This window comes from Pseudomonas sp. NS1(2017), assembly GCF_002269425.1.
GTDB classification, from domain to species: Bacteria; Pseudomonadota; Gammaproteobacteria; order Pseudomonadales; family Pseudomonadaceae; genus Aquipseudomonas; species Aquipseudomonas reactans.
Genome location: NZ_CP022960.1, coordinates 4,415,440 through 4,439,736 on the forward strand (window position 1 = coordinate 4,415,440; position 24,297 = coordinate 4,439,736).

The following is a 24,297-nucleotide window of genomic DNA, read 5'->3' on the forward strand; positions in this document are numbered from 1 at the left end:
GCGGCCCCCCAAATCACTGTCGGATTACGGGCATACCGAGCCTAGGCGAGGTACCGAGTGTTGGGGCAAGAGCCCTTTTGGTTACTTTTGGGGCTCTTTTCCAAAAGTGACCCGCCGTAAGGGCGGAACCAATTTCAGCCGTTACCGCAGCAACGGATATGCACACCCTCCCAAACACCCCTAACCTGCATTTAACTCAAGTTACCCCACCCAATAAGTCGTTTGCACACCCCCCAAGCAAATACAAAACTGCATGTCACTCGCAAAACAACAACGTTGGGCAAACCACATGCAACTCGAGCGCAATTTCTACAACGGCCAATTCGTCGATCCCGCCAGCGACGCCCTGATCGCCGTCTACAACCCTGCCACCGAAACCCTCGTCGGCCACGTCAGCGCCGCCACGGCCGACGAAGCCATCGCCGCCGTCGACGCCGCTGCCATCGCCCAAAAGGCCTGGGGCAAACTCACCAGTATCGAGCGCGCAGAACACCTGCGGGCCTTTGCCGACGCTCTGGACGCCCAAGCCGAAGCGATCGGCACGGCGCTGGCCAACGAATCCGGCAAAAGCCTGAGCGACGCCAGCAATGAAGCCCGCTACGCCGCGCAGATCACCCGCTACCACGCCGAATGGGCTCGCCGGATCGAGGGCGAGATCATCCCCAGCGATACCCCGGACGAAAACCTGTTCCTGCAACGCGAGCCGATTGGCGTCGTGGCCTGCCTGATCCCGTTCAACTACCCGGTCTACACCCTGTTGCGCAAGATCGCCCCGGCGCTGATCGCGGGCAATACGGTGGTGGTGCGGCCGAGCAACAACACGCCGCTGTCGGCGTTTGAAATCGCCAGGGCCGTCGTGAAAGCCGGGATTGCGCCTGGCGTGATCAACATCCTGACCATGGACCACGCCACCGCCGCCAGCGTCTGCACCCACAAGGCCGTCGGGCTGATTACCCTCACTGGCAGCGTGAATGCCGGGCGCATCGTGCTGGATTACTGCAAGGCCAATATCGCCAAGCCGTCGCTTGAATTGGGCGGCAAGACCCCGGCGATCATCGAGGCCGACGCCAATCTGGAACAGGCCGCCAGCGCCATCGTTGCGTCCAAGACCACCCATTGCGGCCAACTGTGCACGGCGGTGGAACGTGTTTACGTCCATGAGCGTGTCTACGATCAGTTCCTCGCGCTGCTGAAAACAAAGATCGGCGCGGTGAATTTCGGTGACCGGGCCAAAGACGCCAACCTGATGGGGCCATTGGTCAACGCCAGCTCGCAAAAGAATATCCACGCCATGGTCGAGCGCGCCGTCGCTGCCGGTGCTGTACTGGAAGTGGGCGGCGTGCTGCCCGAAGGTCCTGGGCATTTCTACCCGCCGACCCTGCTCAGCGGCTGCCGCCAGGACATGGAAATCATCCAGGAAGAAATCTTCGGCCCGGTGTTGCCGGTAATCAAGTACCGCGACATCGACGAAGCACTGGCCATGGCCAACGACCACCAGTTCGGCCTGTCGTCGGTGCTCTACACCGAGAACTACCGCACGGCTATGAAGGTGGCGAATGCCATCGAAGCCGGCGAGTTGTACGTCAATCGCACCCCGGCGGACCCGTACCAGGGCTTCCACGCCGGCTGGAAACGCTCAGGGCTGGGCGGTGATGACGGTAAGCACGGGATGCTTGAGTTCACCCAGACCCGCCTAGTGGTCATGAAGTACTGATCCACGCACACCCGCAGCACCTTTAATAAAAACAATTATCGGGGCACCCGTGCATCGGGTGCCTGAGGTCCGAATGATGTCCAAGCCTGCACCCGTTGCCCAGGTTCCCGTTGCCGTGCCTGCGGCAAATGACACTGCCAGTCGCTATTTCCAATTGATGTTGCTGGTACTGGCCGCCGGGGCGATCTACCCGATCCTCTACCTGCGCCAGGTCTACCAGACCACCATGCTGGAAGTGTTCCACATCAACCACAGCGAGCTGGGCTATCTGTATTCCATGCTCGGCACGATCTTCCTGCTCAGTTACTTGCCCAGCGGCTGGTTGGCCGACCGCTTGCCGCCACGGTTCCTGATCTTCTTCTCGCTGGTTGCCACCGGTGGGTTGGGCCTGTGGTATTCGACGGTGCCGTCGATGACCGGCCTGATGATTATCTTCGGTTGCTGGGGCCTGACTACCGGCCTGACGTTCTGGGCCTCGGTGCTCAAGCGCGTGAAGATGATCGCGCACCACACCGAGCAAGGCCGTTTCTTTGGCATCCTCGATGGCGGTCGCGGGCTGGTCGAGGCGCTATTGGCCACCGTGGCCCTGGGCCTGTTCGCCTATGCCACCGAAACCCGCAGCGAGACGGCGGCCGAGGGCTTCAAGCACGTGGTCTACCTGTATTCCTTCGTGTGCATCGCCATCGGCTGTGTGCTGGTGCTGCTCAAGGACCCCAAGTCCATGGCCGAGACAGCGGCGGTGGAGAAGGGCAAGTTCAACCTGATCGCCGACCTGACCACCCTGGTAAAAATTCCCGAGCTGTGGCTGGTGACCGCCATCGTGTTCTGCGGTTACCACATGTTCTGGGCCACCTACAGCTTCTCCGACTACCTGCAAGGCAGCGGCATGACCGCCGTGATGGCCGGCACCATCACCACCATCAAGCTGTGGATGCGTCCCATCGGTGGCATCGGCGGCGGCTGGCTGGGGGACAAATTCTCGAATATTTCGGTGCTGATCGTCGCACTGGCGCTGGTGACCCTGGCGATGGTCGGGCTGATCGTGTTCCCGGCGTTCAACAGCCTGGGCCTGCTGATCGGTACGGTGATCTTTATTGGTTTGATGACCTACGCAATCCGTGGCCTGTACTGGGCGATCCTCGACAGCTGCGACATTCCGCTGCGTATCACCGGCCTGGCCATCGGCATTGTCTCGGTGGTGGGTTACCTGCCGGACACCTTTATCCCGCTGATCAACGGCTACCTGACCGACACCTATCCAGGCAAGCCCGGTTACAACCTGTATTTCGGCTACATCGCCTTCATCGGCGTGCTCGGCACCCTTGCGGCCTTGACCCTGCGCGCCCGAATCAACCGTAAAAAATTCAACCAGACAGGTGCCTGAGATGAAAATCGTCGCCCTTGAAACCCATATCGTTGCCGTCCCACCGCCGCACATCGGTGGCATGTACTGGCTGTTCGTCAAGCTCAAGACCGACTGCGGCATCGAAGGCGTTGGCGAGATCTACGCCGCCACCTTCGGCCCCAAGGCCATGCTGCCGATCATCGAGGACGTATTCGAGCGCTACCTGCTCAACCACGACCCGCATCACATCGAGCGTTTCTTCCGCCAAGCCTATTCGAGCGGTTTTACCCAGCGTCCCGACCTGACCATGATGGGCGTGGTCAGCGGCCTGGAGATGGCCTGCTGGGACATCATCGGCAAGGCCGCCAACAAGCCGGTCTACGAGTTGCTCGGCGGTAAGGTCAACGAGCGCCTGCGTTCCTACACCTACCTGTACCCGGTCAATAGCCAGGGCGAGTACGACTACGACGACCCGGACCTGGCGGCCGAATGCGCCATCGAGAACATGAACAAGGGCTTCACCGCCGTGAAGTTCGACCCGGCTGGCCCGTACACCGCGTACTCGGGCCACCAGATCTCCCTTGAGGTGCTGGAACGCTGCGAAACCTTCTGCCGCAAGATCCGCGAAGCGGTGGGCGACAAGTGCGACCTGCTGTTTGGTACCCATGGGCAGATGGTGCCGTCGTCGGCGATCCGCCTGGCCAAGCGCCTGGAGAAATACGACCCGCTGTGGTTCGAAGAGCCGGTGCCGCCGGGCCAGGAAGACGCCATGGCCCAGGTCGCGGCCAAGACCAGTATCCCGATTGCGACCGGCGAGCGCCTGACCACCAAGTATGAGTTCTTCAAGCTGCTGCAGGCCGGCGGCGCGTCGATCCTTCAGATGAACGTGGCGCGTTGCGGCGGACTGCTGGAGGCGAAAAAAATCGCGAGCATGGCCGAGGCTTACTACGCGCAGATCGCCCCGCATTTGTACAACGGGCCGATTGGCGCAGCGGCGAGCTTTCAGTTGGCCACGTGCACGCCGAACTTCCTGATCCAGGAAAGCATCATGACCTGGGGCGGTTTCCATGCCGAAGTGCTGACCAAGCCACTGCAATGGGAGGACGGCTACATCATCCCGTCCACCGAACCGGGCCTGGGGGTTGAACTGAACATGGACGTGGTGCGCAAGCACACGCCCTATACCGGTGAGCGCCTGCACCTGCAAATGGCGCCGACCCCGGCTGACGTAAAAGACACTTCGCCCGCCAAGGGCTAAAAAAACGACTATGCGGTAACCGTGAATGACATATGACTACATCATCGCCGGCGCTGGCGCCGCAGGCTGCATCCTCGCCAACCGGTTGTCCGCCTCGGGCGAATACTCGGTGTTGCTGCTGGAAGCCGGCGGCAAGGACAGTTCCTGGTGGTTCAAGATCCCGGTCGGTTTCGCCAAGATGTATTACAACCCGACCTTCAACTGGATGTACTACAGCCAGCCACAAAAGCAGTTGGCCGGGCGTGAAATCTACGCGCCGCGCGGCAAAGTGCAGGGCGGCTCGGGCTCGATCAACGCCATGATCTACGTGCGCGGTCAGGCCCACGACTTCAATGACTGGGCCGCCAACGGCAACGACGGCTGGGGTTTTGCGGACGTGCTGCCGTACTTCCGCAAACTGGAAAACCACCCGCTGGGCGACACCGAGTACCACGGCGGCAGCGGCCCCATCAGCATCACGCCGATGAAGGGCCAGACCCACCCGATCTGCGACGTGTTCCTCAAGGGCTGTGAACAATTGGGCTATGCCCATAGCGACGACTTCAACGGCCCCAACTTCGAAGGCGCCGGTTTGTATGACGTCAACACGCGCAATGGTGAACGTTGCTCCAGCAGCTTTGCGCACCTGCACCCGGCGCTCGGCCGTTCCAATCTGACGGTGGAGTTGCATGCGTTGGTAGACCGCGTGCTATTCGACGATCAGCAACGCGCCACCGGCATCGCCGTCACCCAACACGGCGTAACGCGCACTTTCACGGCGCGCAAGGAAGTGATCCTGTGTGCCGGCGCGGTGGACACGCCGAAGATCCTGCAACTGTCCGGTGTGGCCGACCAGCACCTGCTGGCCGAGTACAATATCCCGCTGGTCAAGCACCTGCCGGCGGTGGGTGAAAACCTGCAGGACCACCTGTGCGCCAGCTACTACTACAAGGCCAATATCCCGACGCTGAACGACGAACTCAGTTCGCTGGTCGGCCAGCTCAAGCTGGGTTTGAAATACCTTCTGACCCGCAAGGGCGCGCTGGCGATGAGCGTCAACCAGGCCGGGGGGTTCTTTCGCGGCAATGACGAACAGAAGGACCCGAACCTGCAACTGTACTTCAACCCGCTGTCGTACCAGATCCCGAAAAACAACAAGGCTAGCCTCAAGCCCGAGCCGTATTCCGGCTTCCTGCTGTGCTTCAACCCGTGCCGGCCAACCAGCCGTGGCACCATCCGCATCGCCTCGAAAAACCCACGGGATGCGGCCTTGATCGACCCCAACTACCTGAGCACCCAGAAGGACATCGACGAGGTGATCCAGGGCAGCCGGTTGATGCGCAAGATCATGCAGGCGCCAGCGCTCAAGGGCATCACTGTGGCCGAGGTGCTACCTGGCGCTGCGGTGCAGAGCGATGAGCAAATGCTGCAATACTTCCGCGAGAACAGCGGCTCGATCTACCACCTGTGCGGCTCCTGCGCCATGGGCTCGGACCCGCAGGTCTCGGTGGTGGACAAGCGCTTGAAGGTGCATGGGCTGGAAGGGCTGCGCATTGTCGATGCGTCGATCTTCCCCAACGTGACCTCGGGCAATACCCATGCGGCGGTGTTGATGGTGGCGGAGAAGGGCGCGGATTTGATTTTGCAGGATGCACACCTCTACTGACGGTATGCGTGTCCGTTGTGGTGAGCCCCCGTGGCCGAGGGCGCACCACCGGTGCATGGTACATGACGCTACTCGTCAGACCTGCCAAGCGCGGGATGCTCAAGGGGAAATAACCGCGTTACAGCTACCATTTTGGCCACGTCCCGTTGTTCTTGAAGTAGTCTAGGCGAGCTCGCCTGGAAATATTGTCATACAAGTTCGAAGTTTCCGCCTCCCTTACATATTGGCCCTTTTTATCGGCCCTGAATGACACGGTCTCTCCCGATTGTAGGGTGTAGTTAGCCTGACCTGTTTTGATCCGGAAGCTCTGATCAGCAGTTGTATTTACGATCACCTGGTGGCCCTCTCGCACGTTCTTGGTGGGTAAGGTGATCGATTCTCGCCAATCTCCATTCGATACTTCGACGTAGGTCCGCCAGGTGCTCGGGGATGGGAGTGCGCCGTCTGCCAATGTTTGGGGGCTATAAAACTGGCCAGGTTTGCGCAGCAGTTTCCATTCACCGCTCTGGGCGCTGTACTGGAAGTCAAGAGCGTCGCCCTTGGTTAATTGCCACACCGTTGGATCATTCACGTTGGGCGTCTTGATATCGATGGGGTGTATTGCATCAGACTTCAAATGGAGGATGTCACCGTCAATTCCGTCGGCAGGCAACCTGGCCTCTGGCCTCCAATTACGCCAATCGAAGGAGACCTTGGCATCGCCTGTGCCAAGAAAAACTTTTGAGCCTGCCCAATGCGATTTATCCCCAGCCGTTTGAGTACTCCAGGTTTTGCTTTCCGCTGAGTATTTGAAGGTGTGTTTTTCATTGGGCTTGATTTCGATGTACTCATCGTGCGTCTTGCCGAAGGGGCTGGGAAGAATCACTTTTGTAGCGAAAGTGGCCGTTGAGTTCAGGACGACAATGTCGTTGTCCTTCGGTTGTTTTGGCATGAGGGCGTAATGGTTCCAATTGCCATTGCTCACCGAAACGATCGTCGTGGGGACGTTGACATCAGGCACTTGCGAGTAAACACTTGGGGCGACGGTGTGGCTCGTAAGGGAAAAATGAGCGACATTTTTGTTTACCTCGCCATCAGTGCTTCTCATGGCTTGAGCAGCGCGCTGCGTGGCCTGATTCTTTGAGGGTTGCAAGTTTGATTTAGGCGTGAGGGTTTCAGCCATTGGTGATTTAGGTAGCGTTGAAGTCAGTACATCGCCCGGCCGTATCTGGCCCACGGTATTGATTAGAAGATCGGGTTGGCCGTTTCCCGTCAAGTCCACTGCTAGGCTGCCACGACCGCTACGTCGGTCGTAACTGAGTACAGCGTCACCCGGCTTGCCCGTGTAGTTCGGGACAAAGCTCAATTTTGTAGTACCGCTGTTTCTCAGAGCTCCGGACAGGTCAATTTTGTCGCTTTCACTGGTGAAGTCGGTGATAAGGTCGGGATGTTCGGGCGTAGAGTCGCCAGCGTTATCGTAGATAAATGTATCCGCGCCGTTACCACCTTCTAGCCTATCCGCACCCGCGCCACCCTTGAGTCGATTGTCTGCGTGGTTGCCAATCAATAAATCGTCGCCGGCACCCCCTACCGCGTTCTCTAAGGTCACACCCTTTGCGATAGAGACATTACCTTTCATTCCCCCGACGTCGGAAAACGAGCGTTCATACAGATTGATTTTCTGGTTCTGGGAGAAACCGGAAAAGTCCAGTGTGTCATTGCCTCCACCGTCCCAGATGCAGAAGAGTGCTTTGTCTGTTGCCGTGTTGAGGCTGAGAAAGTCGCGTCCGCTATTGGAGTTGAAGCCGTATGTTGTATCTGAATTTCGAGTGCTCATATTGGCTCCATACATTTTTTGTACGGCGGCAATGTCATGCATCATGGGGGCGGAAGGGCGGTTCTCTTCACGTGGTTCGAGATAGTTCGGAATGATATCCGAAGTCCGCTCTTGCATGGTGATGTGGGAGTTTTTACCCTTGTGCTGGCTCATTATGGTGTAGTCGAGGTTGTCCTTGGTGTGAAACGCTGAGTCACCTTTTAATATCCCGATGTTGTCAGTGTGTTTTTTTGTGCTGATGTGAACTGGGCTTTTTAAACCAATAGCATTTCCAATTACGCGTGTGAGTACGCCGCGTTTAAAACTGTCATGCTCAAAATCGGCGTCTGTCTTAGACATGCCGAGCATGGCACTGGATGAGTGGTGTCCTGCGCCGTCCGAACTATGGAAGCCGTTGTCTTTGTGATTTGGTGGGAGATGAGCAAAAACAATTCTATGATCGTTGGGTTGGTGCTTGCCCATTAATTCTTGAATCTGCTCTGAGGGTGTAGGTTTCGGAAGCTCCTTAAATGTAATATTTGCCAGGTCTGCCCACGCTTGAATTGCATGACGGGTTTGGTTTTTTTGATTGGCGTTAAACTCTCCAGGTGTGTGCCAATGCATATTTTCTGATTTTGACGTCGAAAAGAATTCATAAAGAATATTGGTCGTACCGTCGAGATGACGGTCCTGAATTTTTTTTCCGATAAGGAGATTTGCGGCTTGCTCTGTGTTGAGCGAGGGTTTCTGGTAAACGGGCGGTGCTATCGGTCGTGTATGGATGTCCGGTAGTGGACTTGTTTGAGGTGCAGACGAGCGAGTGCTGATTGGTTTTGTCATGGGGGATATTTTCGAAGAAGGTTATGAGGTGTCAATGATTGTTTTTAGTGAGTGTTGATTAATACGTCGCTGGATTTTATTTGACCATTGGCGTAGATGAAAAGATCCGCCTCCCTGTTGCCGGTCATGTCAATGCCAATACTGCTTTCGTTGCTGAGTGGATTGTGGCTGATGATGGTGTCGCCTGGGCGGCCAGTAAATTGACTAACGAAGTTCAATTGATCAAGGCCGGCTTTTTTAAGCGCCTTGGATACATCAATCGCATCGACCCCTGTCTTGAAATCCACTATTTGATCCGGGCGTTTAACGGTGGAGTCATTGGCATCTTCATATACGAATGTGTCCTTGCCCGCGCCCCCCAACAGGATATCGGCACCGCTTGCGCCGGTTATTTGATTGTCTCCATGATCACCGCGTAGCTCATCGTTCTCTTGGGTGCCTGTGATGACTCTGACGACCGGGGGGGCGACGGCAGGCGCAGGCGGCACATAACCATCAGTCCGCCCTCCGTCGGGGTTGATGCGCGCGGGGGATGTATCCACCGCTTTGTGCATAGCGGGGGCGCGTAACACGTCCGAAGGGTAGATTTGCCCATGGGATTTGACTAGGAAACCAGCTTGACCCGACCCTTTCAGGTCTATCATCAACGTGCCCTCATTGGATTTCTCGTTGAATCCGAGCATGGCTTCTCCGGCCTTTCCCGAAAACCGAGTGACAAAATGCAGATCGTGCAAGTCGTTTTTCTTCAGCAGTGTGGACACGTCGATGCTGTCGTTGCCACTGATGAAGTCGGTGATCAGGTCCGGTTTTTCTGGGGTAGAGTCTGATGCAGCATTGTAGACAAACGTATCTTTGCCTTTTCCGCCTGACAGCCTGTCCGAGCCCGCTCCACCGGTGAGCCGGTTATCGGCATTATTCCCGATAAGATGGTCATCGCCGTGTCCGCCAACGGCATTTTCCAAGGTGACACCTTTGGCAATGGACACATTGCCTTTCAGCCCGCCCACATTGGAAAAAGTTTGTTCATTTAGATTGATGTACTGATCTTCCTTGTATCCCGAGCAGTCCAAGGTGTCGTTTCCGCCGCCGTCCCAGATGCAGAGCACAGGGCGATCATCAGCAGATTCGAATGTTAGACTCTCTCGGCCTGTATTAGAGTTGAAACCGTAAGTTGTGTCGGTATTCCGAGTGTTGTAGTTCGCGCCGTAAAGTCTCTGCACAGCACTTATATCGTCCATCATTGGTGTCCATGGACGCACGCCATGATGTTTTTGACCGTTTTTTGTATCGTCAAAATAACTCATGACGGAGTGACCTTGAGTGTCTTCGGCGTAGATAGCGTCATTCTCGTAAGTGGGTCCTACTCCGTTATAGAGGCCTGGGTGATCCAAGCCTAGATGGTGTCCTAGTTTGTGAGTGGCGAGGTAGTTGCCTAGGGACTTTGGGCTGAAGCTTAAGTTAGGGTCTCTTAATTCGAACCATACATTTCCTCCACCCATATCGGATACTCCCTTTGTACCCTGACCTGGTGTTTTACGTATGGCGAGCACGCCTTCGGCATCTGGGTTGTCTCTGAAAAATTTTTGATCACCTAGCCACTCACCTTTCGGCGGGTTTTCTTTATAAGTAATATTGGCAATATCTGACCATCCGAGCATTGACTGCCTGATCCCTTCTTTTTGACTATTCTTGAAATTTGTATAAGTGTCATCCTGGTTGGCTGGGTCATTTAGGTCGAACTCGTAATATATTGTTGTTTTTCCGCTTCTGTTGTTGTCGCGCCAAGTAGCACCGCTTCTGGAAATGAGCCTGCCGGCCTGGGCAGTGTCAAGCGACTTTTTTGCATCGCTATGTTTATCATCTTCCGCCTCGGGTTCATGCTCTGAAACGCGTGAGGGATAAGCGAGATGGGGAGAGGGAGTGCTTGTTGATATATTAGATATCTTTGTCATGTTTTATCCTTGTGTTGTGTGGCGAAGGAGTGTGCTGGCGTGGTTCGGATGTACAATGCATGTAGGATGTACGGTGCCAAAAAAGAATATTGATTTCTATGGCTGGGTTGTTGCTGGTTGTGTTTAATTGAATTGTTTTATGGTGAGATGGATTGACGGGGCTAGAGAGGGAGGCATCTGGGTGCGTGTTTTATAGTGTTTCTAATCTTGAGTGGAAACTAATGTTTTCTAACAACCTGCCGCATATATTTCGGTGTATTGCGTCGTATGGATTGCCGCTAATAATGTATCGATGTTTACAATATAAATCGCGTAGGCTATTTGGGCTGATGCAGTTGTAACTGCGAAAATAATTGTTTGCTACTCACGCGGCTATGTAGGAAACGAGGTCGTCGGAATGCTATTGCATGAACCCGTTAGACACGGGCTATTACCAAGTGACAGGTGTACGGAAAGGGGGGCATAACAACGGGACAGCAACGAAATTGACGCCCTGTCCAAGACTGGATATGTTGTCTTGCATGAAAAACACCTCTCCCAACGATACTCACCTGATCAGCCAGCTCGAACAGATTGCCGAAGGCTTGAGCAAGACCTTCAGCCCGTTCTGCGAAGTGGTGCTGCACGACTTGCGCGACCCGCAGCACTCGATCCTGGCCATCCATAACAACCTGTCCGGACGCGCGCCGGGAGACCCGACCACCGAGTTGGGCCTGGCGCGGATTGCCGACCCGGACTACCCGCAAGTCATCGCCAATTACCAGAACCAGTTCAGTGACGGCCGCCAGGTCAAAAGCACCTCGATCGGCATCAAGGGCGCGGGTGGCGAGTACGTCGCGGCCTTGTGCATGAACGTCGATCTCTCACTGTTCCGTGGTTTGCAAGGCATGCTGGAGCAATTCGGTTCGGTCAGCGGCGACAAGCTCATCGAGTCCCTGGACCCTTCCGGCGCCGATGTCATCCGTGCGCGTATCGACCAGTTCGCGGCCCGCCTGGCCACCACCCCGCGTGCGCTGAAAACGGCAGACCGGCGTTTGCTGATGCAGGAGCTCAAAGACTCGGGCTGCCTGGATATTCGCAGGGCCATGGAAACCGTGGCGTCTCACCTGGGCGTGTCGCGCGCGGCGGTCTACACCTACGCCAAGTAGCGCGCCACGGCTTCAATCTCCACCAGGTACCCGTGATGCAACTCGGGCACCGGCACCACCGCGCGGGCAGGGCGGTGGTTGCCCAGCGCGGCGGCGTACACGCTATCGAACGCCGGCCAGTGTTCGATGCCGGCCACGTACACCGTGACCTTGACCAGATCCTCTGGCGCCGCGCCGGCCGCTTTCAAGATCTCCAGCAGATTGTTCAGGGTTATCTGCGCCTGTTCGACAAACGACGCCGACAGGTTGTGCTGCCCATCCGGGCTGACCGGCAATTGCCCGGAGATGTACAGCGTGTCGCCGTGGCGGATGGCTTGCGAGTAATGGCCAGCGGGTTTGGCTGCGTTGGGCGTCTGGATGATCTTCATGACGCCTCGCTGAGCAGCGCGGCGTACTTCTGGATATCGACGTTGCCACCGGTGACGATAATGCCCACGCGCTGGCCCTTGAACCGCCCACCTTCGTTGAGCAATGCCGCCAACCCCAGGCAACCGGTAGGTTCGACCACCAATTTCATGCGCTGCATGAAGAACTTCATCGCCCCCACCAGCTCGGCATCCGTCACGGTGAGGATGTCGTTCACCTGGTCGCGGATGATCGGGAAGGTGTAGTCGCCCAAGTGCTGGGTCTGCGCACCATCGGCAATCGTTGTCGGTGTGTCGATATGTACGATGCTGCCGCTGCGAAACGAGCGCTGGCCGTCATTACCGGCTTCGGGCTCGACGCCATACAGCAGGCAGTCAGGCGCCAGGGCGCGGGTGCTCAGTGCGGTGCCCGAGAGCATGCCGCCACCGCCAAGGCCGACGAACAACGCATCCAGCGGGCCGGTGGATTCCAGCAACTCCTTGGCGGCTGTACCTTGTCCGGCGAGGATGTGCGGGTGGTCGTAGGGCGGGATCAGGGTCAGGCCGTGTTCAGTCGCCAGGTCACGGCCGATCTGCTCGCGGTCTTCGGTGAAGCGGTCATACAGCACCACGCGGGCGCCATATTCGCGGGTGGCCGCGACCTTGGCGGCCGGCGCATCGGTGGGCATCACGATGGTTGCCGGTATGCCCAGCAACTGCGCTGCCAGAGCTATGCCCTGGGCGTGATTACCGGAGGAAAACGCCACCACACCGGCCTTGCGCTGCTGATCATCGAAACGTGACAACGCATTGAAGGCGCCGCGAAACTTGAACGAGCCAGCCCTTTGCAGGTTTTCACACTTGATGAACACCTGGGCGCCGGTCAGCGCGTCGAGGGTGCGCGAGGTGAATACCGGCGTGGTGTGGGCAATGCCTTCCAGGCGTTGGGCGGCGTCGATGACGTCGTGGTAAGTGGGCGATGGCATGGGCGGACCTCGTTATCGTGTCTGGATAAAATATCCATATCAAGACAAGTTGTAAAGGTCTGCCTGGGTTCAGTGACCCACCAGTTCCTCCAGCAATTGCTCCTTGTAGCCTTGCAGTATCGGGGAGGCGCGGTCCCGAGGGTGAGGCAGCTCAACTCGGATCTCATGCTTGATCCGCCCGGGGTGGGCGTCCATCACAATCACCCGGTCACCGAGGTACAGCGCCTCCTCGATGTCGTGGGTGACCATGATCACCGTACAGCGCTGCTGTACCCAGATGCGCTGCAGTTCCCGTTGCAGGTGCACGCGGGTCAGGGCGTCCAGGGCTCCCAGCGGCTCATCCAGCAGCAACACTTTGGGCTTGTTGATCAGCGCTCGGGCAATGGCGGCGCGTTGCGCCATGCCACCGGACAGTTGGTGGGGGTAAGCATTTTCAAAGCCGGCGAGGTTGACCCGTGCGATGTGTTCGGCCACCAAGCGGTCCTTCTCGGCCTGAGGCAGCTTGTGGTTTTTCAGGGCCAGGGCAATGTTCTGGCTGACTGTCATCCACGGGAACAGACGATGGTCCTGGAACACGATGCCGCGTTCCAGGCTGGTAGCCGCAATGCGTTGGCCGTCCAGCAGGATGTCACCGTTGTATTCGGCTTCCAGCCCGACGATCAACCGTAGCAGGGTGGATTTGCCACAGCCGCTGGCGCCGACAATGCTGACGAATTCGCCAGGGCGCACATCCAGCTGGATATTTTGCAGAACGGGCAGGTTGCGGCCTTCAATCTGGTAAGCCTTGTTCAGGCCCCGGATCTGCAGGGCGCCGGTGTGCACATGAGCGGGGTGAGCGATTGCATTCATAGCAGGGCCTTTCAACGGAGGTTGCGCCAGCGCAGCAGGTGGCGGCTCAAACGGGTGAACAACAGGGTCATCAGGTAGCCGAGCAAGCCGATGCACAGCACGCTCAGCACGATCACTTCCATGCGCGAGCCGGCTTCGGCGTTCATCATCAGGTTGCCCAGGCCTGCCCCTGAGGACAGGAACAACTCGCTGCCGATCGCTGTGACCCAGGCAAACGCCAGGGCATGCAGCACACCCGTGGCGATGCTCGGCAACGCCGCTGGCAGCAGCACCTGGGTGAATTGCTGCACGGGCGTCAGCACCAGCACCTGGCCGACTTCGCGGTAACGCCGCTCCACGTGGCTAAACCCCTGGTAGGTGTTGAGCACCATCGGGTAAAACGCAGCAAGGCTGACGATCAGCACCTTGGAAAATTCACCATTGCCGAACCACATGGCAATCAGTGGGATCCAGCCGAGCATCGGCACCTGGCGAATCGAATGGAACAGCGGGCCGATCAGGCGGTTGGCCACGCTGGACAGCGCCATCAACACCCCCAGCGTCACGCCGAACAGAATGCCCAGCACCAGGCCGCTGCTGGTGCGCGCCAGGCTGGCGAGCAGGTTGACCAGCAGTTCGCCGTTGCCGAGCATTTCCAGCAACGCGGTGCCAATCGCCGACAACGGCACAAACGCATAGGCCCCTGCGGCGTCCTGGCGTGAGGCGTACTCCCAGGCGAGCACCAACAGCAGCGGCAGCAACAGACCCCGGGATTTTTTCAAGAGAGGCAACATGGATGGGCTCCTAGCGGGTCTGCCAACGGAAGAGGTGTTGTTCGATACGTCGCAAGCCGTAGTCAAGGGCAAAACCGATCACCCCCGTGACCACCACGCCGACCATCACCACATCGATACGCAGCATCTGCCGGGCCATTTCGATCATCTGGCCGAGGCCGCTGTCGGCCGCGAGCAGTTCGGTGGCTACCAGCACCACCCAGGCGCGGGTCAGGCTGATGCGAAAGCCGGTGATGATCGGCGGCGCCGCCGCAGGCAAGGCGACCAGGCGCACAAAGGTCGGCCACCGTAGGCGGTACACGTCGGCCACCTCGAAGTAACTGCGCGGAATGCCACGCACGCCTTCGCCGGCCGCCAGGGCCACGGGGAAAAAGGCGGTCTTGGCGACAATGATGATCTTGAAGGTTTCATCGATACCGAACAGCAGCACGAACATCGGGATCAAGGCGATGCTGGGGATCTGGCGCAAGGTGTGGAACAGCGGCCCGCAGTACACTTCTACGTTCTTCGACGTGGCCATCAGCACGCCGAAAGCCAGGCCGCACAGGGAGCCGATGCCAAAGCCGAGACCGAGGCGCGACAGGCTGTTGCCCAGGTGTTCGAGTAGTTCACCACTGGCGAGCAGCTCTTCAAAGGTTTGCAACACCTGGGCCGGAGGCACCAGCAGGTTGCGCGGGAAGATGCCGAGATGGGCCACCAGCGCCCAGGTGGCGAGCAGGGCGAGGGGCGAGATAAGCCAGGAGAGTAGTCGAAGGAGGCGCATGGCAGGTCTTAATTGGGCTAAGTACCTGGCAGCTATCGCAAGACATGTGCCACAAACCGTAGGAGCCCGGCTTGCCGGCGATGAGGCCCTTGAGACGGGTGCATAAACAGAGGACGCCATCGTCGGCAAGCCGGGCTCCTACAGGGGCGAATCGCAGAAATGGTGAATGGGTGCTGCTACAGCAGCACCCATTCAGCAATCCCCTCAGAAGTCGTAGCTCACACTGGTGTAGTAGAACGCGCCCTGGGCACCCTCCGGGCTGGTGATCGAGTACTTCGGCACGCCATACAGTTGCGCGCCATCGGCCTTGTCCGGGTGGGTGTCGAACAGGTTGATCGCGCCCACTGAGACTTTCACGCCTTTGTAGAAGGTGTACGACACGTCCAGGTCGGTCACCCATTGCGGGCTGTAGGTCTGGTCCAGGCTGGGGTTGGTGGCATTGAGGCTTTTCCATTCGCCATAGCGGCGCTGGGCCACAGTGACGCCCCAGCTGTCATACAGCCAATTGGCGCTCAGGGTCAGCTTGGAGTCCGGCGTGCCGTCTTCAATCAGGCCCTGGGTATTGCGCCCGACGATCTGCGAGCCCTTGATGTTGCCCACATCGCGCAGGCCGGTGATGGTCGTATTGTTCTTGGCAAACCCGCTGCTTAGGTTCAAGCGGCCCCAGCGTTGCAAGTCCCATTGGTAGTTGCCGGTCAGCTCGATCCCATCGGTGCGGGTGTCGGCGACGTTGGTGTAGAACGCCGCGCTCTGGATATTGGCGTAGGGCGTGCCGGCGAAGATCGGCGTGACCACGCTGGCGGGCAACTGGTCGGAGAGGGTGATGCGGTTGTCGATGTTGATGCGATAGGCGTCCACCGTCACCGAGGCGTGTTCCAGGGGGCGCCAGACCAGGCCGAGGGAGTAGTTGGTCGACTCTTCCGGCTTGAGCGCCTGGCCGCCGAGTGCCTGGGCTTCCGGGCTGTTGGCGCGCAACGTGCGCTGTTGCACTTCGACGTAATTGCCACTGCCCGGCGGCTGTTCCACCACCTGCACACTGAACGACGACATGCCGCTCTGCACCAGTGACGGCGCGCGATAGCCCGTGCTGGCGGTGGCCCGCGCGGCGATCTGCGGGGTGAAGTCATAGCGCAGCGAGAGCTTGCCGTTGGTGGTGTCGCCAAAGTCCGAGTAATGCTCAGTGCGCACCGCCACCCCGGCCTGGAACTTCTCGGTGATCTGGCCTTCGACGTCGATATACGCACCCAGCACTTTGCGGTCCAGGGACGCCGCATCCACTTGGGTGATGCCCGAGTAATAACCGGGAACGCGTCGCCCGGTGATCGGGTCGACCGTGTTGAACAGCGGTCCGTTCTGCCAGCCGGCGGCTTCGCCCGCGCTCAACTGATAGTTCTCCTTGCGCCAGGCCAGCCCGGCGGAAAGCGTCAGCGGCTTGAACAACAGGTCGGTGGGAAAGTCGCGCACCCAGTCCAGGGTCAGGTTGGTCTGGTCGTTTTCGCGCTTGCCGGTGTAGATACTCGACGGGCTGCTGGCGCCGTAGCTGGGGTTGATCGCGTTGCGGTCGTTGGACTTGAGGGTGTTGTTGCCATGGTTCAACGCCAGGTCGAATTTGCCCAGTTGATCATTCTCGAAGCGCAAACCGCCGGTCACGGCGTAGTCCTCAAGCCCATAGCGGGTGATCGGCAAGCGACCGTCCGGGTAGCGCGCCAACGCATTGCTGCCGTAGTTGTTGCGCAGGGTCGTGGGCGGGTCGAAGAAGCCTTCGGCGTCGGTATTCTTGTGGGCGTAGGTGGCAAACCCGTAGGCCGTCAGTCCCTCGCCAATGCCGATTTCGCTGTTGGCCACGACGTTGTATTGGTCCGAGACATTGCCCGAGCCCCAGCGCCAGGTGCGGTAGCGGTTGTTCTGCTCGCGCGGCGTGTTCACGCTGGTGTCGCCGGGGTAAAAGATCCGGTTGTCTGGGTTGGTGTCGCTGGCCGGGTCCTGGCTGCCGGCATCGAAACTCAGGGTGAGGAAACCGTCGTTGGGCAGGGCGAAACCTTTCCAGCCGCTGAGTTTGCGCTGAATGCCGTCACCTTTGTCATAGCCGCCGAAGCGGTAGCCGAGGTTGCCGCCGTCGTCGTTTTCCTTGAGTACGATGTTGATCACCCCCGCGATGGCGTCGGAGCCGTATTGCGCGGCAGCGCCGTCACGCAGGATCTCCACGCGCTGGATCGCACTGAGCGGGATCAGGCTCAAATCCACTGCCGCCGCGCCACGGCCATTTACCAGGCTCTGGCGGGTGATGTTGGCGCTGCTGTGTCGGCGTTTGCCGTTGACCAGCACCAGCACCTGGTCCGAGGCCAGCCCGCGCAGTGAGGCGCCCTGGGCGATGGATCCGGAGAATGCCCCCTGAGGCGACTGCGGGAAATTGAACGAGGGCGACAGGGCGGTGAGGGCGCCGGACAGGTCGGTGGCCCCGGTCTGTTGCAATTGCTCGCCAGACAGTACATCTACCGGCGCCGCGCTTTGCAGGGCGGTCAAGTCGCTGCGGCGGGTGCCGAGTACCACCACGGTGTCCAGGTGATCGTTTTTTGCCGTGGGCTGGCTGTCGTCTGCCGCCAAGACAGGCACGGCAAGGCTGCCCATGACCAGCGCAATGGCGCCGGCCAACGGAGTGCGTTGGAACATAATTAGGTCCTTTCAGAAAACCACCAAACGTGTAGGTGCCCGGCAAGCCGGACGCCTACAGTGGGTGATGGTGGGAATTGGAGGTTAGAAGCGGCTGGTCACGCTCAGGCCCACGGTGCGCGGGTCGCCATAGGTGATCACGTATTGGCCCAGGCCACCGTTCGGCCGGCCATGGACTTGGTAACGGCGGTCGGTGAGGTTATTGACGAAACCGGTAACGCTGAGTTTTTCGTCCGGGCTGTACCAGGTCAGGCGACTGTTGGCCAAGGTGTAGTGCGGTTGGCTGAGGTCTTTGTCGGCGCTGCTCTGGCGGTCGGCAAGGAAGTATTCCTTGTCGCGAAAGCTAACGTCCGCACCGGCCACCAGCTTGCCGCCGATTTCCAACGGGATGGTGTAGTCGCCACCCAGGGACACCACGTTGCGCGGCGAACGCACGAAGCTGTTGCCGCTGTAGTCACCGGTAACTGCACCGGTGGTGGGGTTGGTGTTCTTGAAGTCGGTGTATTCGGTGTCGAGGAATGAGATGGCCGCGCGCAGGTGCAGGTAGTCCGTGGGTTGACCTTCCAGCTCCAGCTCAGCACCTTTGACCTTGCCCTTGGCGCCGTTGGTCAACGCCGTGGTCAGCACGCCGTTGTTGACCGTCAGCAGGTTCACCTGAATGTCCGAGTAGTCGTAATAGAAGATGTTCGCGTTAGCCATCAGGCGGTGGTTGAACCACTCCGACTTGACGCCGAACTCATAGGCATCGAGTTGTTCCGGGTCCACCGTGGTCAGTTGCGAGAGGCTAGTGGACAAGCCGGTGTTGAACCCGCCGGACCGGAAGCCGTGGGCGTAGCGGAAGAACACGCGCACGTTGTCGTTGATGCGGTATTCCGGCGTCAGGTCGTAGGTCCAGGCTTCCCAGGTCTTGTTTTCCTGGCGATTGCCGTTGCTGCCGGCGGCGGCCAGCGGAATCAGCGGGCCGTTGGCAGTGGCGCGGGTGAGCTGGGTGAGGCTGAGGTCGATGTCTTTCTTTTCCTGGGTCCAGCGCAGGCCACCGGTGACGCTGAAATTGTCGGTGAAGTCGTAGGTCAGGTTGCCAAACAGCGCGTAACTGTCGGTCTTGTGGTCGTAGCTCAGGTCTCGCAAATCCGTGGCGCCGTTGATCTGGTTCGAGCCGGTACCGTTCGGTGTCGGTCCTGGCTGGATGAAGCGCCCGGCCGTGCTGTCCAGGTCCTCATGGAAATAGTGCGCACCCGCCAGCCAACGCAGGGTTTCCTGTTGGGGCGAGGCCAGGCGGATTTCCTGGGAGTACTGGGTGTATTTGTTGTCGGCGGTGGAGGTGCCGTTGACTTCATAGGGCGTGTAGTCGCCATCGCTGCTGGACTGGCCGCGAATGTAGTCATAGGCGCTGATCGACGTCAGCGTGTAGTCGCCCAGGTGCCAATTGAGCGTCAGCGACGTGCCGTCGTGGTCCAGCTTGGAATCGTCCTTCACGTTCAGCGCGATATTGCGCCCCAGCGGGCGCTGGTAGCCCACGTTGTAATAACGCCCCAGGGTCAACGCACCGTTGGCACCGTCGCCCTTGAATTCGCGGCTGTGGATCTTCCACAGCGCATCCAGGTCGTCGTTGAGCTGGGCGAAGAATTGCAGGCGCACGGCCTTTTTGTTGACGTCGCCGTAGGTGTGATCGTCCACCAGGTTCTTCTGGAATCCGTCGCGCTCTTCGGAGTACAGCGAGATCCGCGCGGCGAGTTTTTCATCGACCAGCGCACCGCCCAACGCGCCGCTGAGGATGCGTTCGTTCTTGCTGCCAAAGCCGATCGTGCCGAAACCGTCGGTGTCGAAGGTCGGCTTCTTGGAAATGATATTCACCGCGCCGGCCGTGGTGTTCTTGCCATACAGCGTGCCCTGCGGCCCGCGCAGGATTTCTATACGCTCCAGGTCCCACAGCGGACTGCCGCCGGCAATCGGTGCGTTCAGGTACACATCATCGGCGTAGATGCCCACCGGGTACACGGTGGCCGCCCCGGTATCGCCGGTGCCCAGGCCACGGATGTACCAGCGCGGGCGACCGTCACCGTCCGGGTTTTTGGCCGACGCGTTGGGAATGAAGGTGGTGATGTCGCCCATGTTGCGTACGCCGTCGGCGACGATGTTGGTGCCCTGGACCGCCGACACCGCCACCGGAACCTCTTGCAGGGTTTGCTCGCGGTGTTGTGCGGTGACGGTGACGGTCTTGAGTGATGGCTCGGTTTTGCTGGTGTCGTCTTCGGCGGCATGAGCGCCACCGGCAACCAGCAAAGCGAGCCACAGGCCCTTGGTGATTGGATTGATTTTATGCATGGCAGTCTCCCCCGGAAAATGTGTCATTGGAGGGGGTAGAGCAGAGATCGTGCCAAGAGGATTTCAGGGTGGATACATGTGTATAAGTTATTGAATATAAGCACTTAAAAAATATTGGGAGGTGAGGTTTTGCAGGCAAATGCGAGCCTTGGAAAAGGCCTGTGGAACAATCAGCAGAAAGTGCTTGGAGGGTGCTGCTGGAGCAGCAATGAAGGTGTTGCCTAGCCAGCATTGTAGACGCCCGGCTTGCGGGCGATGGCGTCGTCGAGATCGCCATCGCCGGCAAGCCGGGCTCCTACAAGGGTGATGTGTGCCGCCAGGATTAGACGGCGACGCGGGAGGTGGAACCGATGACTTTTTCCAACACGCTGAAATCGATCCAGTCGCGCACATCAAAGCGCTTTGGAATGAAGTTCCAGCGAAACAGGAAATCGGTGAAATCCTGCAGCGCCTCGATCGAGCGCGAGTCGAGCGTTGTGCGCAAGCGCCGGTGGGCATCCTCGCCATACGCCGCCGTGACCCAGTACTCACTGGTATTGAGTTCCTTGGCGAGAAAACGCCGGGTTTCCTCCGGGTTGGCCCAGGCCCATTGCTCAGTGCGCAGCACCGTGTCGACGATCTTCACACTGGCGTCGAAATGCTCCGTCAGCAAGTGCGTATCCACCGTGAGCGTACGTGGCGTGCCGTTGTTGGAGCGGATCAGCGGGTCCGGATGGGAACCCGTGTCGACCACTACATGCAGCCCGAACTCATTGGCCAGATGCACGGCGTGGGCGCCCTTGAGGAAGATCGCGTCGATATCGCCGCGCAGCAGGCCGATCAGTTCGTTGTTGCGGCGGCTGAAGCGGCTGACGCCCAGGCTGACTTCCGGGCCGTAGACATACGAGGTCTGGTTATCGCTGTAGGTGCCGCCGTAAGGGTAGTCCACCAATTCCACGTCCGACACGTTCAGGCCTTCGAGCTTGAGCGCGTTTTCCAGGCCGCGCAGGGCCTGGGCGCGGGTGAAATCGATCTGCACGTTGGCCCATTTTGGCAGGCCGAAACGCCGGTTTTTCAGGTCGCGAACGCTCTTCACGCCGCTCTCGGCGGTGGTCAGGATCAATTGCACTTCATCACTCCACGACAAGCCCAGCACACGGGTTTGCACGCCACTGGCGTAGGCCCAGATCGCCGGGATGTTACCGCCGTGGCGTACCGAATTCTGCAGGTGGTGGTCATAGTGGGCTTCGCGTACTTCGCGCTCAGTGGATTCGCGCAGCGATTGGATGTTGGTGCCGTAGGGCAGGAAGGCTTCGGCCAGTCGCCCGGACTGCACCGCAATGCCCAGCCCGGTGGGGACGGGGCTGTGGGTGTACCAGAGAGTATCGAGTGGTTTGCTCATAAAATTCTTCGTTCAACTCCATGAAGCCTGGCGGCTCAGCCTGCCAGCGCGGTGTTGCCATTGAGCAACGCATTCAACGGCCGTGCATCGATCCATTCACGCACATCAAAGCTTTGCGCAATAAAGCGCCAGCGGTGCAGGAAGCGGGTGAAGTCCTGCAGGGCGGCGATGGCTTGCTCATCCAGTTCAGTACGCAGGCGCAGGTGCGCGTCGTCGCCGTAGGCGGCCGTGACCCAGTACTCGCTGCTGTTGGTTTCACGGGCCAGGTAACGGCGGGTGTCTTCGGGATGAGTGTGAGCCCATTGTTCGGCACGCAGCACCGAATCGAGAATGCCGGTGGCCACGTCGAAATGCTGGTCGAGCAGGTTCAGGTCCACCGCCAGGGTGCGCGGCGTGCCGTTGTTGCTACGGATCAGTGGGTCGGGATGGGAACCGGTGTCGATCACCGTGTGCAGGCCGAAATCATGGGCGTGCTGTGCGGCGCTGGCGCCCTTGAGGAAGATCGCATCGACTTCGCCTCGCAGCAGTCCGATCAGCTCCAGGTTGCGCTGGCTGGCCTGAGTCGTCACGGGCGTGCCTGCCACATTTTGCACAGCACTGTCGCTGAAGGTGCCGCCATAGCTGAAGTTGACGAGCTTCACATCGCAGACCTTGAGGCCTTCCAGCGACAACGCGTTTTCCAGCCCGCGCAGGGCTTGGGCACGGGTGAAATCAATCTGCGCGCCGGCCCAGTCCGGCAGGCCAAAGGTGCGGCCCTTGAGGTTCTTGACGGTCTTGATGCCGCTGTCCGAGCGAGTCAGGATCAGCTGCACTTCATCCGCCCAGGACAAACCGATCACGCGGGTTTCGCGGCCTTGGGCACGCGCCCAGATGGCCGGGATATTGCCGCCGTGGCGTACAGAGTTTTGCAGGGTGTGGTCGAAGTGCGACTCGCGCACTGCCTTGTCATTCGATTCGCGCAAGGACTGCACCTCAGTGCCGAGGGCACCGACCGTGTCTTGCAGCCAGCCTTTTTGCACTGCAATGCCCAGGCCGGTGGGGACGGGACAACGGGTGTACCAGAGGGTGTCGAGAGGTTGTGTCATCAAGGAGTCTCCCCAGCAGTCAGGCGCTGGCTTTCAAGGGTTGGATTGCCGGGCGTTGGTGCACCAGGGGCAAGACTTCCTGGCCGATGCGCAGGGCTTCTTCCAGGTGCGGGTTACCGGCGAGGATAAAGGTCGAGAAGCCGGCGTCGCGGTATTCCACCAGGCGCTCGGCGATGTTTTCGTGGCTGCCCACCAGGCCGACGGTCGGCCCCGGCTTGGCCTTGGCAAAACCGGCCCACAGGTTGGGGCCGATGATCAGGTCTTCAAAGCGATCGACGTTTTGGTGGTAGGCGGTTTGCCGCGCGGCGCCCACCGAATCCGAACCGCTGGTAAAACCCTTGGCGACCGCACTGGTCTTGCCTTCGAGCTTGTCGAACTGACGGCGCAGGTCTTTCCAGGCCAGCTCTTCGGTCTCGCGGGCGAACAGGTCCACTCGCAAACCGAAACGCACGGTACGGTCCTGTTTGTCGGCCAACTCACGCACCCGGTCGATATGTGGCTTGAGCTTGTCGATCGGCTCGGCCCAGTTGAGGTATACGTCGGCATGCTTGGCGGCCACATCCAGGGCTGCGTCGGAGAACCCGGAGAAATACACCCCAGGCTTGCGCTCGTTATGCAGGCCGGCCGGCAGGGCGCCGTTTTCCAGTTGGTAGATATCGCCGTCGTAGGAAAATTTTTCGTTTTCCCAGAGGCCCTGGATGATGTCGAGGAACTCGCCGGTGCGCTTGTAGCGCAGGTCGTGTTCGAGGAAGTCGCCGTTGGCGCGTTGGCTGGCGGGGTTGCCGCCGGTGATGATGTTCCATTCCAGGCGGCCGCGACTGAGGTTCTGCAGGATCGCGGCCTGCTGGGCGGCGTAGGCGGGCAGGGTCCAGGTGGCCTGGAAGGCGATCAGGAACTTGATGCGCCGGGTTTCACGGGCCAGTGCGGCGGCGGCGATCCAGGGCTCGGGGCCGGTGGGCAACAGGGCGCCTTCGAAGCCGGCGAGTTCGGCGGCCTTGGCGACTTGGGCGATGTAGTCGATGTAGGTGAAGTCGTCGGGTTCGCCGTTGGGCAGGCGGCCTGGGGCGATATGGCCGGGATGATAATTGGGATTGCCGCGGTTGTGCTTGTCGGTGGTGAGTTGCGGGCCGTCGGTGCCCAGTGGCAGGCGCCAGAAAAATTCAGTGCTCATGGGTGCTCCTGATTTGAGTCGTGCGGGGTGCTTGGACCTGATGGTGGGGATGTGTGCAACGGGCATGCCATGGGGGTTGGGGGTAATGGTTTCGGGGGGGCTAGGGTGTGTTTTTTCGGGGGGGTGCTGCTGTGGCAGCAGTCTTGCAGCAGTGGGTGTTTGGGGGGCAGCAGGTGGGGTGGGGTGGGGGGCATATCCGTTGCTGCGGTGATGGCTGATATTGGTTCCGCCCTTACGGCGGCTCACTTTTGAA

17 protein-coding genes are annotated in these 24,297 nt (G+C 59.4%); 5 read left to right on the forward strand and 12 right to left on the reverse strand.

Annotated elements, in window-relative coordinates; translation table 11 throughout:
• The first annotated feature begins 289 nt into the window (after positions 1-289).
• The 4 genes from aldA to CI807_RS20780 all read left to right on the forward strand — a co-directional run bounded on the left by aldA (position 290) and on the right by CI807_RS20780 (position 5,962).
• Positions 290-1,714: an aldehyde dehydrogenase gene (gene aldA, locus CI807_RS20765; RefSeq protein ID WP_095016001.1), complete on the forward strand. Its 1,425-nt coding sequence runs from the start codon at positions 290-292 to the stop codon at positions 1,712-1,714.
• 76 nt (positions 1,715-1,790) lie between these two features.
• Positions 1,791-3,098 (forward strand): nitrate/nitrite transporter, encoded by a 1,308-nt coding sequence (locus CI807_RS20770; RefSeq protein ID WP_095017590.1) that lies wholly within the window; start codon positions 1,791-1,793, stop codon positions 3,096-3,098.
• Position 3,099: 1 nt separating this feature from the next.
• Positions 3,100-4,317, forward strand: coding sequence for a mandelate racemase/muconate lactonizing enzyme family protein (locus CI807_RS20775; RefSeq protein WP_061436746.1), 1,218 nt, complete (start codon positions 3,100-3,102; stop codon positions 4,315-4,317).
• 25 nt (positions 4,318-4,342) lie between these two features.
• Positions 4,343-5,962, forward strand: coding sequence for a GMC family oxidoreductase (locus CI807_RS20780; RefSeq protein ID WP_095016002.1), 1,620 nt, complete (start codon positions 4,343-4,345; stop codon positions 5,960-5,962).
• A 124-nt stretch (positions 5,963-6,086) separates the two neighbouring features.
• Here CI807_RS20780 and CI807_RS20785 read toward each other — a convergent pair whose 3' ends face one another.
• Together CI807_RS20785 and CI807_RS20790 are read right to left on the reverse strand one after the other, a co-directional pair.
• On the reverse strand, positions 6,087-8,597 hold the full coding sequence (locus CI807_RS20785) for a M10 family metallopeptidase C-terminal domain-containing protein (protein ID WP_256578559.1): 2,511 nt from the start codon (positions 8,595-8,597) through the stop codon (positions 6,087-6,089).
• Positions 8,598-8,641: 44 nt separating this feature from the next.
• A complete protein-coding gene (locus CI807_RS20790) occupies positions 8,642-10,549 on the reverse strand; it encodes a M10 family metallopeptidase C-terminal domain-containing protein (protein ID WP_095016004.1) in 1,908 nt (635 codons plus the stop codon).
• 521 nt (positions 10,550-11,070) lie between these two features.
• Here CI807_RS20790 and CI807_RS20795 point away from each other — a divergent pair.
• Complete coding sequence (locus CI807_RS20795) at positions 11,071-11,697, forward strand: transcriptional regulator (protein ID WP_095016005.1); 627 nt, start codon at positions 11,071-11,073, stop codon at positions 11,695-11,697.
• Here the strand turns inward: CI807_RS20795 and CI807_RS20800 are convergent.
• The 10 genes from CI807_RS20800 to CI807_RS20845 form a co-directional block, all read right to left on the reverse strand.
• Positions 11,685-12,065, reverse strand: coding sequence for a RidA family protein (locus tag CI807_RS20800; protein WP_095016006.1), 381 nt, complete (start codon positions 12,063-12,065; stop codon positions 11,685-11,687). The genes CI807_RS20795 and CI807_RS20800 overlap by 13 nt on opposite strands.
• Complete coding sequence (locus CI807_RS20805; protein ID WP_095016007.1) at positions 12,062-13,027, reverse strand: threo-3-hydroxy-L-aspartate ammonia-lyase; 966 nt, start codon at positions 13,025-13,027, stop codon at positions 12,062-12,064. The genes CI807_RS20800 and CI807_RS20805 overlap by 4 nt, the downstream gene beginning before the upstream one ends.
• Before the next feature lie 69 nt (positions 13,028-13,096).
• Positions 13,097-13,876 (reverse strand): ABC transporter ATP-binding protein, encoded by a 780-nt coding sequence (locus tag CI807_RS20810; RefSeq protein WP_095016008.1) that lies wholly within the window; start codon positions 13,874-13,876, stop codon positions 13,097-13,099.
• Positions 13,877-13,887: 11 nt separating this feature from the next.
• The gene (locus CI807_RS20815) at positions 13,888-14,649 is read right to left on the reverse strand and encodes an ABC transporter permease (RefSeq protein WP_095016009.1); all 762 of its coding nucleotides are present in this window, start codon (positions 14,647-14,649) and stop codon (positions 13,888-13,890) included.
• A 10-nt stretch (positions 14,650-14,659) separates the two neighbouring features.
• Positions 14,660-15,412, reverse strand: coding sequence for an ABC transporter permease (locus CI807_RS20820; protein ID WP_095016010.1), 753 nt, complete (start codon positions 15,410-15,412; stop codon positions 14,660-14,662).
• Between the two features lie 204 nt (positions 15,413-15,616).
• Complete coding sequence (locus CI807_RS20825) at positions 15,617-18,082, reverse strand: TonB-dependent siderophore receptor (protein ID WP_095016011.1); 2,466 nt, start codon at positions 18,080-18,082, stop codon at positions 15,617-15,619.
• A gap of 84 nt (positions 18,083-18,166) precedes the next feature.
• Complete coding sequence (locus CI807_RS20830) at positions 18,167-20,407, reverse strand: TonB-dependent receptor (RefSeq protein WP_095016012.1); 2,241 nt, start codon at positions 20,405-20,407, stop codon at positions 18,167-18,169.
• 322 nt (positions 20,408-20,729) lie between these two features.
• Positions 20,730-21,788 carry an ABC transporter substrate-binding protein gene (locus CI807_RS20835; RefSeq protein WP_028615986.1) on the reverse strand — a complete coding sequence of 353 codons (1,059 nt, stop codon included), beginning with the start codon at positions 21,786-21,788 and terminating at the stop codon, positions 20,730-20,732.
• A gap of 35 nt (positions 21,789-21,823) precedes the next feature.
• Complete coding sequence (locus tag CI807_RS20840; RefSeq protein ID WP_095016013.1) at positions 21,824-22,873, reverse strand: ABC transporter substrate-binding protein; 1,050 nt, start codon at positions 22,871-22,873, stop codon at positions 21,824-21,826.
• A 19-nt stretch (positions 22,874-22,892) separates the two neighbouring features.
• The gene (locus CI807_RS20845) at positions 22,893-24,044 is read right to left on the reverse strand and encodes an LLM class flavin-dependent oxidoreductase (RefSeq protein ID WP_095016014.1); all 1,152 of its coding nucleotides are present in this window, start codon (positions 24,042-24,044) and stop codon (positions 22,893-22,895) included.
• Between the last annotated feature and the right edge of the window lie 253 nt (positions 24,045-24,297).